Raw genomic sequence first — 11,880 nt, forward strand, 5'->3', positions numbered from 1 at the left:
TTAAGTCGTCGGCAGCGTCAGATGTGTATAAGAGACAGGACGCGCGCAGACCTCGGACGTGGAGGGCTTCCGCTTCAACCTGGGACCGCACGCCCTGTACCGCGCCGGAGCCGGCATGCGGGTGCTCGGCCGCCTCGGTGTGAAGCCTCGGGGGGGAATCGCAGGCCAGTCAGGTGCCAGCTATGCCCTGCGCGCTGGCCGACTTCACACGCTGCCCCGTGGCCCCGTGTCGCTGATGACCACGGACGTGCTGCCCCTGACTGGCAAGCTGGAGTTGGGCCGACTCCTCGCGAGCCTCCGTCGAATCGACCCCAACACCCTGGCGCACGTGTCCCTGCGTGAGTGGCTGGACCTCCGCATGTCTCGCGAGGACGTGCGCGCCCTCGTCGCCGCGCTGGCCCGCCTGGGCACCTACTGCGGAGACGTGGACACGCTCAGCGCGCAGGCCGTGGTGACGCAAATCCAGCTCGCGCTCCAGGCGAACGTGCTCTACCTCGACGAGGGCTGGGCTTCGCTCGTGTCGTCGGTGGAGTCCGTTGCCCGCGAGGCCGGAACCACGCTGGAACTCTCCGCGCGAGTCGACCGCGTCGTCATCCAGTCGGGCCAGGTCCAGGGCCTGCGAATGGGCGACGGCACCGTGCGCGCGGCGGACGCGGTGGTGCTGGCCGGCAGTCCTGGTGACGTGTCCAGCCTCATGCCCGAGGACACGGTTCTCGCGCGCGAGGCCGCCGAGTCGACGCCGGTGAGAGCGGCCACGCTGGAGCTGGGCCTGTCGCGGTTGCCCAGGCCCGAGGCGCTGTTCGCGCTCGGCATCGATGGTCCATGGTACGCCTCGGTGCACTCGGCCTTCGCGAAGCTGGGGCCGGAGGGAGGCGCCATGGTGCACGTATTGAAGTACCTCGCGACGCCCGACTCCGAGGCGACCGAGGCCGAGCTGGAGGCGGTGATGGACGTGCTGCAACCCGGCTGGCGCGCGCACCTCGTGGCCCGACGCTTCCGCCCCTCGCTGGTGGTGAGCCACCGGATTCCCACGGCGAAGTCGGGAGGCCTCGCGGGCCGTCCGTCGCCAGAGGTGCCGCACGTGCGCGGCCTGTACCGCGTGGGGGACTGGGTGGGCGCCGAGGGGCTGCTGGTGGACGCGTCCTTCGCCAGCGCGGAGTCGGTGGAGCGCGCGTTGCTGCGACAGCGCCACGAGGAGCCGCGCCTCGCGGTGGGAGCCTGAGCCATGTCGGACGTGTCGCACGGGGCACTGGCGAAGGCGGCGCGGGAGCACGAGCGCTACCTCTGGGGCCTGTGCTACCGCATGACGGGCGTGGCGGCGGACGCGGACGAGCTGGTGCAGGAGACCTTCGCCCGCGCGCTGACCTCTCCTCCCGAGCGTCACGAGGAGCTGCGCCCCTGGCTGACACGCGTGGCGCTGAACCTGTCCCGAGACGCCCTGCGCCGCCGTCGACGCGAGGGCTACATCGGCCCGTGGCTGCCCTCGCCGCTGGAGACCGGTGACGAGGAGGTGCCGCCCGCGGTGGAGGCGAGGCTGCCGGGTGGAGGCTCGACGGAGGGCCGCTACGAGCTCTTGGAGAGCGTCTCCTTCGCCTTCCTGCTGGCGCTGGAGGCGCTGACGCCCAAGCAGCGAGCCGTGCTGCTCCTGCGCGACGTGTTCGACTCCACCGTGCACGAAGTCGCCGAGGCCCTGGGCATGACCGAGGCCAACGTGAAGGTGGTGCATCACCGCGCCCGCGCCGCCATGGCCGCCTACGACGGCGCGCGCTGCCTGCCGACGAAGGACCTCCAACAGCGCACTCGCACGGCGCTCGAAGGCTTCCTCGGCGCGCTGCTGTCGGGAGATGTGGCGGCGGCCGAGGCACTGCTCGCCCACGACGTGTTGACGCTGACGGACGGCCGGGGCGAGGTGCGCGCGGCCCAGGTGCCCATGGTGGGCGCGAAGCGCGTGCTGACGTTCCTGACGCGGCTGATGGAGCTGCGCGGGACTCCCCTCGCGGTGGAGCTCCAGTGGCTCAACGGCCTGCCCGCGCTGGCGCTGGTGTATGCGCCCGCGAAGGACCCGCTGCTCGCCACGAACGTGGTGGTGCGCGTGGAGCTGGGAGCGGACGGACGCATCGCCTGCATCCACTCGGTGCTCACACCGCGCAAGCTCTCCGCCGTGCGCATGCCCGTACCCGCCTGAGTCGATCCGACCCAGCGGAGTCGCCAGGGCGCGGCGGAGTCCCGCGGCCCATACCCCAGACAGCAGAAGGCCCTCGCGAATCACCGCGAGGGCCCGGAACCACACCCTACCGCGCCGTGCCCAGCGTCTTCCCAGGTGGTGCTGACGTCGCGCTCGACTCGCGGCGGCGCAACAGCCCCCACACGCCATAGGCCACCAGCGCGAAGCAGCCATACTGCGCGGGCGTCAGGCCGAAGTAGCGCGCGTCCACGTAGTTCATGTCCGTGGCGCGCAGGAAGTCGAAGCTGAACCGGCACGCCGCGTACAGCAGCGAGAGCAGCGGCAGCAGTCGCCCCTTCATCTTCTCCACGTCGCGCAGCGCGTACAGCAGGCCGGAGATGAGGAAGAGGGCGATGGCGTCGTACATGCCCAGGTCATGCCGGGCCCCGTTGGGGAACGCCACCGCGAGGAAGAAGTCGGTGCGCACGCCCGGGTGGTCATGCACCGCGAAGCAGCCCAGCCGCGCCACCGCCCAGCCCGGCGCCACGCCCAGGGCGAACGCGTCCGCGTAGTCGTTGAAGCGCAGCTTCCGGTGCCGGAAGAAGAAGATGGCCGCGATGATGCCGCCCACCAGGCCGCCGAAGGACGACAGCCCGTCCCACACCTTCAGAATCTGGAGCGGCCCCTTGGACAGCTCCTCCGGGTGGTAGAAGAACAGGTGCACCCAGTGGCCCACCAGCACGCCGATGCCCACGCCCCACGGGGCGTAGTCGGCGAGCGGCGTCGGGTCCAACCCTTGGCGCTGCGCCTGGCGACCGAGCAACCGCGCGGCCAGCAGGATGCCCACGGCGACGAAGATGCCGAAGGGCTCGATGGTGAGGGGCCCCAGCTTCAGCGAAGGGGCATGCCAGTAGGGAATCACGTCGATGGCTCCAAAGGACGGACCGCTTGCGCCCACTTAATCCGTCGTGGGCGACGTAGGCGAACAATTGTGGGGACGCGAACTTCCCCCTCCCTCCCCGCCTCCTCCGACGCCCCGGGTCGGCTGGCGGACACCGCTCTTGTGACGCTCCGAGCAGTCTGGGGGGCCTCCTTCATACTTCCCGACGCTCCGGAAAGTCCCGCAAGGACCGATTCAGGGGGGCTCATGCGTCTACAGCATGGAATCCCTGGTTTAATTGTCAGGCCCATCCTGTCCAATCTCACAATGGGTCCGGGGATTCCTGGAGGAGAGAGCGAAGCCATGGAAGGGCGCGCCACAGCCACCGCAGGTCGGGCGCCCGTGAAGGCGACGGACCGGGGTGTACGGCGGCTCGCACGCGAGGACGCGGTGGCGTCCTTGAAGTCCTGGGGAGTCGGGGGCCGGAGGGCTGCCCCATGCCGCGAGGAGGTCTCATGCGCCGGGGAGGAGGACCCGGCTGTTTTCGGCGCCGCTCCCGCGTGCGCCATCCACATCCGCCGCTCTCGCGAGGCTCCGGGCGCGGCGGACGCAGCTTGGGTGCCGGTGGCCCTTGCCTCACGCCGCCAGCGTTGCACGGTCGTTCAAGGAGTAGACAACCCATGAAGTCCTACCTGTTGGTTCCCAAGGAGTCCATCGAAACGCAGGCCCGCGTCGGGCCTCGCGGTACGCAGCAGGGCGAGCGCGTGTTGCCGCGCACCACGGCACTTCGCTTCGCGGTCGCCAACCGCGCACCGGACACCCTGTCGTCGCTGGGCCTGCGCTCGGCCACGCTGCCCGGACCGCGTCCGGCCATCAGCGGCCAGGAAGAGCGCAAGCGCGTGGCGAAGGGGTCCAAAATCAAGCGTCCCACCACGCGCGGCGCCGACTCCACGACGGTGCCGTTGCCGGGCGCGCCCGTGACGGAGCAGACCGGCAGCGAGGCGGGCAGCTTCCGCTTCATGCCGCTCATCGGCGCCACCATGGCCCACTTCTACTCGGAGGACACGGAGCGCGAGGCGCGCGGCGAGCTGTCCAACGACTTCGAGTTCATCCCCGACGTCGTGCCCCTGTCCTTCCCCGGCCCCGTGTCGGCGGGACAGTCCGGTCCGCGCAACCGGGGCATGAGCTCGCTGGCCGAGCGCGAGTGGCCCGAGGAGAGCGGTGTGCCCCTGGCCCACGCCCAGGGAATCCGCGGCGCGGGCGTGCTGCTCGGCGTGCTCGACACCGGCGTGGACGCCGACCACCCCGAGCACGCCGCCAAGGTCATCCAGTTCCGCTACGTGTCGCTGTTCCCCAACTCGCCGCACAATCCGGCGCGCGACATCCGCGGCTTCGACCCGGATGGCCACGGCACGCACGTGTGCGGCATCGCCGCGGGCACGCACCATGGCGTCGCTCCGGAGGTCGACCTCTACGTCGCGTCCGTCATCGAGTCGGAGACCATCCGCACCAGCCTGGGCCGCGTGGCCGCCGGCATGGAGTGGCTGCTGCACCAGTTCAGCAGCCCGCAGAACGTCACCCGTCCCGCCGTCGTCAATCTCTCGCTGGGCTTCCCGCTCAAGCCGCCTCCCGGCATCTCCGAGGCGGACTACAAGCTCAACCAGCGCGCGCTCCAGACGATGATTCGTCGGCTGCTCGACAGCAACGTGCTGCCTGTTGTCGCGGCAGGCAACAGTGGACCCGACTCGGTTGGTTATCCAGCCGCCTTTGACGAGTCCCTGGCCGTCGGTGCAGTCGACTTCGAGCGCAACGTGGCCCATTTCTCGGCCAGCGGTGTCGTGGAGCGCCGCGTCGTGCCCGACATCATGGGTTACGGGGTGAACGTGTATTCCAGCACTGAAAGGCGCTGCAACAACCAGGCGTTCTACGAGCGAATGAGTGGCACGAGCATGGCGGCGCCTTATGTAGCGGGTATCGCGGCGCTCTACCGATGCCGTGCCCCTGACTTGACGGCGCTCGAGGTGCGGGATTTGATTTTGGCCAATGCGGTCAAACTTCCTCGCTCAGGCGGACACCGGACAGGCAAGGGCCTGGCTGTATTCAGGTGACGGCGGGTTGAAGCCGGGGTCGGCGCCAGTCGAGCGCCGGGCCCGGGGGAGGAGGATGAGGCCATGAGCAGAAAGATTGGCGAGCCGGGGGACGGCTTCGCGGCGGGTTCGTCCCGCATCACCTCGGCGGTCCGTCCGTTGCCCGGCCTGGCCGGCGCGCGGACGCAGCCTGAATGGATAGATGTCACAGTCATGCCCCGCGAGGAGCCCAAGGCTGCTCGTGGACGCACTCCTCCCCGTCCTCCGCCCCTGTCTCGGGCGGAGGTCCAACGGGCCGGGCTGGCGGAGAGCGCTCGTTTCCACGAGAGCTTCATGCGCTGGCTCGAGGCACACCACCTCCTGGGCTCCGTGCGTTCGGTGAGCGAGCCGGGCTCGTTGCCCATGCTCCACCTGCGCTGCGCGCCGCGCGTGCTGGACCAACTGCGGCGTGCTCCGGAGTTCGAGGCGGGCGCCATGATGCCCGTCGACCTCTACTAAGCGGTGGGTGCCCCTCGCCGTGCACCCCTGGTCTGGGCTCCCCTCCAATGACGTGGAGGGCGGCCCTGGTGGTTCGTTCCACCGTGCGCGGCCGTCCCGCGTTTCCAATTCGGGAAACGCACGGGTTCTCCGCTTCTTCCTGACTAGCGTAGAAAGTCGCGATTCGCCTGTCATCCCGCAATCGTCCCGCGGGGCATGTATGCGTCGTGGGTCGGTTGAAAGAGGACAGCCTGGGGCTGGAGCTGACTGCCAGTCACCAGAGGCGCGAGAGGCGGGGCGAAAATGTTTCGACTCAGGACCGAGGCCTTCATCGACGCGCCGCCGGACGCCGTGTGGGCGGTGCTGGGTGATTTCGCCCGCTATCCCACGTGGAACCCGTTGATGGTGGAGGCGCGGGGCCGGGTGGAGCGTGGGGCGCATGTGAAGATGAAGGTCCGCCCGCCGGGGCGCCTGGGGCGCGTGTATGGCTTCACGGCGACGATGTCGCGCGTGGAGCCGCCCAGGGCGCTGGAGTGGACGGGTGGCATCCCTGGACTGATGCATGGACGTCACTACTTCCTGTTGTCCCAGGAGGGCACGGGGACGCGGCTGGTCCACGGCGAGGACTTCAGCGGGGTGGTGACGTGGGTGGCGGGGCGCCAGTTGAAGACGCTCCAGTCCTCCTATGAAGCGCTGAACCGCGCGTTGGCGGAGCGGGTGATGGCGGAGCAGGCGAAGCCCTCCGTGACCGCGTTCCACTGAGCGCCTGGCGGTCCTCATTCCTCCGAGCGGACTTGAGGTGGGGCGCCGGCGCACGTGGATGATGCGGTGTGACGGGTGGTCTTTCGCGCCACCACCGCGCAGGCGCACCCACGTGTAGCGCGCGGTTCCGTCGTGTTTCGAGCAGTGACGCGCGGACACTTCGCGCGCGTCTATCGCCTGGACGACGCGTGTGCGTTCGGCGTGCCCGGCGCCCGGTCCCAAGTCTGCCCTGCGTGCAAATCCTCAGGGGCCCGAATCGCGGAAGAGGGCATGCATGGATGGACGACGTCGGCTGCGCGTGGGTGCCATGGCGATGTGCGTGGCCTGCGCGGGCCTGGTGGGTGGGGCGGGTTCCGCTCGGGCGCAGTCGCTCGAGGATGACGGGCCGGGTGAGGGGTTGTCGGAGGAGCAGTTGGAGCAGTTGCTCGACACTCCGGCGGAGCAGCCCTCTGGCGCGGAGCTGTCGGTGGTGTCCTTCGGGCCCGAGCAGCTCGCGCCCTACTTCGCGGAAGGCGTCCTCGCCAAGGCCCGTGACGAACTGCGCCGGGGCCGTCATGCCCGCGCGCGTGCGCTGCTCAAGGACGAGGAGTCCACGCTGCCGGTCCGCTTCCTGCGCGCGCAGAGCTCGATGTTCGCCAGGGACTACGCCACCGCCGCGGACGAGTTCGCCGCGCTGGCCGTCGACTACGTCCCGCTGAAGGACCACTGCCTGCTGTGGGCGGCGCAGGCGAACGAGAAGCTGCGTCGGCTGGAGCTGGCGACCTCTCAGTACCGCGAGGTGAGCGCGGGCTCGCCGCTCTATGCCGAGGCGCGCTTCAGCCTGTCGCGCGTGCTGCAGCGTCGCAAGGACATCCCCGGGGCGCTGCAGGCGCTCCAGGAGCTCATCGACAGCCGACAGGCGCGGGGGCCGGACGCGCTGCGGATGAAGGCGCTCCTGGCCATCTGTGATTTGGCGCGGGTCCAGGGCCTCTACAACGTGGAGCACCGCGCGCTCCTGGAGGTGTGGGCCACCAGCCCCCTGTCGCGAGAGGCGCAGCGGGCGCGTCAGCGGTTGCAGGGCCTGCCGTTGCCCACCAAGTGGAAGGTGCGCCGGGGCGAGGCGCTGGTGGAGCTGCACCGCCATGCCTCCGCGATGGACATGTTGTGGGGCGTGATGTCCTCGGTGGACCTGCCCGACGAGCTGTCCTGTCGCGCGCACCTCGCCTACGGACGCGCGCTGCGCAAGGACCGGCAGCACCGCCGCGCCATCCAGCTCCTCACGCCCGTGGCGGAGAAGTGCATGTCCGCCGAGCAGCGGCCCCAGGCGCTCTACGTGCTGGGCTACTCGCAGTCGGTGGTGGACCCCAAGGCCGCCATCAACACCTATGCGACGCTCGCGCGTGACTATCCCGAGCATGGATATGCCGACGACGCGCTCTTCTTCGAGGCGTGGCTCCTCCAACGGACGGGACAGCTCGACAGCGCATTGGAGCGCTATGAGGAGACGGCGCGTCGTTATCCGGCGGGAAACTTCGCGTCGGAGGCGCTGTTCCGGGCCTTCTGGCTGCACTCGCGGAAGGATGCTCCCGCCGCGGCGCTGGCTTCGCTGGAGGCCGTGGAGAAGCTGCCCGCGGCGTCTCGCACGGACGAGGCACTGTGGCGCTCCCGCTACTGGCGCGCGCGGGTGCGGGAGCCGATGCCCCTGACGAACGCCACTGCGCTCGATGAATACGAGCTGCTGGCGACCGAGCGCCCCGCGACCTGGTACGGGATGCTGGCGCGCTCGCGGCTGGCGTTGCTGGCTCCGGAGCGGCTGACGCGCCTGACGCCACCTCCTGGAGCCGGTGACGACGCGCCGCCGCCGGACGAGGTGTGGCCCCTTCCGCCTGGGCCGCTGCGCCATGACGCGCGCTTCGCGGCGGGCGTGGAGCTGATTCGACTGGGGCAGCCGGGCGCGGCGGAGGAGTTGCTCGCGGTGAACTCGCGAGGGTTGCCGGAGGCGCCGGCGAGACTGCTCTACCAGACGATGCTGCGCACGGGGCGCCAGCGGGCCGCGCGGCAGGTGGCGCGCGAGTCACTGCGCCAGGAAGTGCAGGGGCCCCTGAGCGCGGCGTCGCGTCCCGTGTGGGAGGCGACGTGGCCGCTGGCGTTCCGGAACGTCATCCAGCGTTATGCGCGCGCCTCCAAGGTGGACCCGGACCTGATGCAGGGGCTCATCCGTGAGGAGAGCCGCTTCCGTCCGCAGGCGCGCTCGGCCACGGGGGCGCTGGGGCTCGCGCAGCTCATGCCCGCGACGGCGCGCCAGGTGGCCAGCTCGCTGAAGCTGGGCGAGGTGGGGGAGGCGGCGCTGCTCCAGCCCGCGCAGAACGTCCGGCTGGGCTCGGCCTACCTGGGACAGTTGCTCAACCGCTTTGGCGGGAACATGGCGTACGCGGTGGCCGCCTACAACGCGGGGCCCAGGGCGGTGGACCGCTGGCGTCAGGCGCTGCCGCAGGCGGAGCTGGACGAGTGGGTGGAGCACATCGCCTTCGACGAGACGCGCGAGTACGTGAAGCACGTGCTCGGCAGCTACGGCGCCTACAAGCTGCTCTACAAGGGCGAGCCCGTGCTGCTGCACCAGACTCGCGTGGGCGACGTCAGCCGCAGGTAGGACGCGTCCCCGGATGAAGCGGAGACGCGCCCATGACGCGGCCTAGAAGTTGAGGCCGCCGTCCACGTCGATGGTGCGGCCGTTGAAGTAGTCGCACTCGAGGATGAACTTCACGGCCAGCCAGATGTCCTCGGGCAGGCCGATGCGGCCCACGGGAATCGAGGCCACCAGCGCGTCACGGGCCTTCTGGTTCATGCCCTGCGTCATCGGCGTCTCAATCATGCCCGGGGCCACCGCGCCCACGCGGATGCCGAACGGGCCGAACTCGCGGGACCACGTCACGGTGTTCGCCGCGAGCGCCGCCTTGGCGGACACGTAGTTGGACTGACCGCGGTTGCCGTGCCGGGCGATGGACGACATGTTGACGACGACGCCGTTGCCCTGGTCCGTCTCCACCATCTTCGCCACCACCTCGCGCACCATCAGCGTGGCGCCCGTGAGGTTGACGCCGATGACCGCGTTCCAATCAGCGGTGGACAGCTTCTTCACCTGCCCCGTGGTCCGGTCCTTCTTCACCAGCAGCGCGTCACGGAGGATGCCCGCGTTGTTGATGAGGCCGTTGAGCCCGCCCATGGCCCCGTGCGCCCAGCTCACGAAGGACGTGATGTCGTCCTCGGACGACACATCCAGCTTGCGGCGGTGGATGCTCGCGGGCAGCGCCGCCAGCTTCTCCTCGTTGACGTCGCCCACGGCCACCTGCGCGCCCGCCTCCACCAGCCGCTGCGCGAAGTGCGCGCCCATGCCCTGGGCACCACCCGTCACCACCACCTTCAGGTCCTTGAGCTGCATGTGTCTGTCTCTCCGGTGTGTTGGGGGCGGCTGGGGAACCTCGGGGCTCCGTACCGCCGTTGAAACCCGCCGCGCAGGGTACGCAACCCGGCCCTCCCTGGCCAGCGTCGAAGAAGTTGAAACCTGAATCGGCATTCAACTCGGGCGGAAATGAAAACGCCGCGTCGGGGAGTCCGACGCGGCGCGGCACGGCCTTGAAGTGTCAGCGCGGGGTTACAGGGCGCCGGAGATGACGGCGCCCAGCCGGCGCATGCCCTCGGCAATCAGGTCGGGCGGCCGGTTGGAGTAGTTGAGGCGGATGAACTCCGAGCGCGGGTTCATGGCGAAGAAGGGGCTGCCCGGCACGAAGGCGACCTTCTGCTCGACGGCCCGGGGCAGCAGGGTGTCGCCGCTGATGCCGGGGGGCAGCCTGGCCCACAGGAACATGCCGCCGTCCGGGTGCGTCCAGCTCATGCCCTCCGGCATGTGGGCCTTGAGCGCGTCCAGCATGGCGTTGGCGCGCTCGCCGTAGACGGGCCGCAGCGAGTCCAGGTGCTTGTAGTAGTCGAAGTTCTGGAGCAGCTTCACCACGGCGCGCTGGGCGACGGTGGCGGTGTGCAGGTCCGTGGACTGCTTGGCGATGGTGAGGCTGCGCACGAAGTCGCGCGGGCCCGCCACCCAGCCGATGCGCAGGCCCGGGGCCAGCGTCTTGGAGAAGGTGCCCAGCGACACGACGACGCCCTGGTCGTCGAAGGCGGCCAGCGAAGGCAGGTGCTCGCCCCGGAAGCGCAGCTCGCCGTACGGGTCGTCCTCGAGGATGAGGAAGCGGTGCTGCTGCGCCAGCCGCACCAGGGCCTTGCGGCGCTCCAGCGACAGCGTGGTGCCCTTGGGGTTCTGGAAGTTGGCGACGACGTACAGCATCTTCGGCTTGTGCGTGGCCAGCACGCGCTCCAGGTCGTCGATGCGCATGCCCTCGTCGTCGCTCTCGACGGTGGCGAACTTCGCCTCGTAGCCGCCGAACGTCTGCAGCGCGGCCAGGTAGCTGGGGTTCTCCACGACGACCAGGTCGCCCGGGTCCAGCAGCACCTTGGCCACCAGGTCGATGCCCTGCTGCGAGCCGTTGGTGATGAGAATCTGGTCCGCGTCGCACACGCGGCCGGAGCGGGCCAGGTGCGTGCAGATCCACTCGCGCAGCGGGGCGAAGCCCTCGGTGGTGCTGTACTGGAGCGCGGCGCGGCCCTCCTCGGCCATGACCTTGGCGTGGGCCTCGGCGATGGCCTCCAGCGGGAAGAGCTCGGGCGCGGGCAGGCCTCCGGCGAAGGAGAGGATGTCCGGGCGCTCGGCCACCTTGAGGATTTCGCGCACCGCGGACGTCTTGATGCGCGACATGCGTTGGGCGAGTCGCCAGACCGGTGGCGGGGGAAGCGGTGCGCTCATGGCGTCGGCGCTCATCTTTCACTCTCCTTGGCGAGCTCGGGAGGCACGCGGACATGCGTGTCCTCCTTGATGGAAGACAGGACGATGGTGGTCTGGGTACGGGTGACGCCCGCGATGGTGCGCAGCGTCTCCACGAGGAGCGAGTCGAGCGTCCGCGTGTTCGCCGTCTTGACCTTGACGAGGTACGAGTCCTGCCCGGCGACGCGGTGGCACTCCAGCACGTCCGGCAGGGCGAGGACCTTCTTGGCGAAGCCCTCGAAGTACTTCGGATGCTCGATGCTCACCCCGATGAAGGCGGTGATGTCCTTGCCCAGCTTCGTCGCGTCGACGCGCGCCGCGTAGCCGGTGATGACGCCCCGCTCCTCCAGCTTGCGGATGCGCTCGGCCACCGCCGGCTGGGACAGCCCCACCGCGCGGGAGAGCTCCAACTGCGTCGCGCGGCCGTCGCGCTGCAGCAGGTCTACCAGGCGTATGTCGAGCTCATCCATGGGCATGGGCGGGATGGACCTTATTTTTATAAGTCCTCGAGCGTTTCGACAGCTAAATTAAATTTGGCGTCCAAAATAAGCAAGTGGGGCGGAAGTGCAAGTCCGAACGACGTGGGAGGTCGCTCGGAGGGCGGTTCGCCCGTGGGGGGCTGTCTTTTATACACATCTGACGCTGCCGACGACTTAAT

At 69.7% G+C, this 11,880-nt stretch carries 9 protein-coding genes and 1 pseudogene; 6 read left to right on the forward strand and 4 right to left on the reverse strand.

Annotation, left to right across the window (positions count from 1 at the left end; all coding sequences use genetic code 11):
- Nucleotides 1-49: 49 nt before the first annotated feature.
- Both HUW62_RS41375 and HUW62_RS41380 read left to right on the forward strand, forming a co-directional pair.
- A pseudogene (locus HUW62_RS41375) lies at nucleotides 50-1,222 on the forward strand (phytoene desaturase family protein); the annotation flags it as partial.
- 3 nt (nucleotides 1,223-1,225) lie between these two features.
- The gene (locus tag HUW62_RS41380; protein ID WP_163867736.1) at nucleotides 1,226-2,185 is read left to right on the forward strand and encodes a sigma-70 family RNA polymerase sigma factor; all 960 of its coding nucleotides are present in this window, start codon (nucleotides 1,226-1,228) and stop codon (nucleotides 2,183-2,185) included.
- Nucleotides 2,186-2,291: 106 nt separating this feature from the next.
- Here HUW62_RS41380 and HUW62_RS41385 read toward each other — a convergent pair whose 3' ends face one another.
- Complete coding sequence (locus tag HUW62_RS41385) at nucleotides 2,292-3,086, reverse strand: prolipoprotein diacylglyceryl transferase (RefSeq protein WP_163867735.1); 795 nt, start codon at nucleotides 3,084-3,086, stop codon at nucleotides 2,292-2,294.
- Nucleotides 3,087-3,724: 638 nt separating this feature from the next.
- Here HUW62_RS41385 and HUW62_RS41390 point away from each other — a divergent pair.
- The 4 genes from HUW62_RS41390 (at nucleotide 3,725) to HUW62_RS41405 (ending at nucleotide 8,999) form a co-directional block, all read left to right on the forward strand.
- A complete protein-coding gene (locus HUW62_RS41390; protein ID WP_163867734.1) occupies nucleotides 3,725-5,152 on the forward strand; it encodes a S8 family serine peptidase in 1,428 nt (475 codons plus the stop codon).
- Between the two features lie 63 nt (nucleotides 5,153-5,215).
- Nucleotides 5,216-5,629 (forward strand): hypothetical protein, encoded by a 414-nt coding sequence (locus HUW62_RS41395; protein WP_163867733.1) that lies wholly within the window; start codon nucleotides 5,216-5,218, stop codon nucleotides 5,627-5,629.
- A 282-nt stretch (nucleotides 5,630-5,911) separates the two neighbouring features.
- Nucleotides 5,912-6,370: an SRPBCC domain-containing protein gene (locus HUW62_RS41400; protein ID WP_176437565.1), complete on the forward strand. Its 459-nt coding sequence runs from the start codon at nucleotides 5,912-5,914 to the stop codon at nucleotides 6,368-6,370.
- Nucleotides 6,371-6,644: 274 nt separating this feature from the next.
- Nucleotides 6,645-8,999, forward strand: coding sequence for a transglycosylase SLT domain-containing protein (locus tag HUW62_RS41405; RefSeq protein WP_176437566.1), 2,355 nt, complete (start codon nucleotides 6,645-6,647; stop codon nucleotides 8,997-8,999).
- A gap of 42 nt (nucleotides 9,000-9,041) precedes the next feature.
- On the opposite strand, the gene HUW62_RS41410 is transcribed toward HUW62_RS41405, so the two are convergent.
- The 3 genes from HUW62_RS41410 to HUW62_RS41420 form a co-directional block, all read right to left on the reverse strand.
- Complete coding sequence (locus tag HUW62_RS41410) at nucleotides 9,042-9,788, reverse strand: SDR family oxidoreductase (RefSeq protein ID WP_163867730.1); 747 nt, start codon at nucleotides 9,786-9,788, stop codon at nucleotides 9,042-9,044.
- Between the two features lie 213 nt (nucleotides 9,789-10,001).
- Entirely contained in the window at nucleotides 10,002-11,219 is a 1,218-nt protein-coding gene (locus HUW62_RS41415) for a PLP-dependent aminotransferase family protein (RefSeq protein ID WP_163867729.1), read from the reverse strand.
- Nucleotides 11,216-11,698 (reverse strand): Lrp/AsnC family transcriptional regulator, encoded by a 483-nt coding sequence (locus HUW62_RS41420; protein ID WP_176437567.1) that lies wholly within the window; start codon nucleotides 11,696-11,698, stop codon nucleotides 11,216-11,218. Before HUW62_RS41420 ends, HUW62_RS41415 begins: the two co-directional genes overlap by 4 nt.
- Between the last annotated feature and the right edge of the window lie 182 nt (nucleotides 11,699-11,880).

Origin of the sequence: Myxococcus sp. AM011 (assembly GCF_013372595.1) — a bacterium.
Lineage (GTDB): Bacteria > Myxococcota > Myxococcia > Myxococcales > Myxococcaceae > Myxococcus > Myxococcus eversor.

Excerpts from the sequence above, each read along its gene's own strand:
- HUW62_RS41380 (WP_163867736.1), top strand. The coding sequence starts at position 1,226 with ATGTCGGACGTGTCGCACGGGGCACTGGCGAAGGCGGCGCGGGAGCAC.
- HUW62_RS41390 (WP_163867734.1), top strand. The coding sequence starts at position 3,725 with ATGAAGTCCTACCTGTTGGTTCCCAAGGAGTCCATCGAAACGCAGGCC.
- HUW62_RS41395 (WP_163867733.1), top strand. The coding sequence starts at position 5,216 with ATGAGCAGAAAGATTGGCGAGCCGGGGGACGGCTTCGCGGCGGGTTCG.
- HUW62_RS41400 (WP_176437565.1), top strand. The coding sequence starts at position 5,912 with ATGTTTCGACTCAGGACCGAGGCCTTCATCGACGCGCCGCCGGACGCC.
- HUW62_RS41405 (WP_176437566.1), top strand. The coding sequence starts at position 6,645 with ATGGATGGACGACGTCGGCTGCGCGTGGGTGCCATGGCGATGTGCGTG.
- HUW62_RS41410 (WP_163867730.1), bottom strand. The coding sequence starts at position 9,788 with ATGCAGCTCAAGGACCTGAAGGTGGTGGTGACGGGTGGTGCCCAGGGC.
- HUW62_RS41415 (WP_163867729.1), bottom strand. The coding sequence starts at position 11,219 with ATGAGCGCCGACGCCATGAGCGCACCGCTTCCCCCGCCACCGGTCTGG.
- HUW62_RS41420 (WP_176437567.1), bottom strand. The coding sequence starts at position 11,698 with ATGCCCATGGATGAGCTCGACATACGCCTGGTAGACCTGCTGCAGCGC.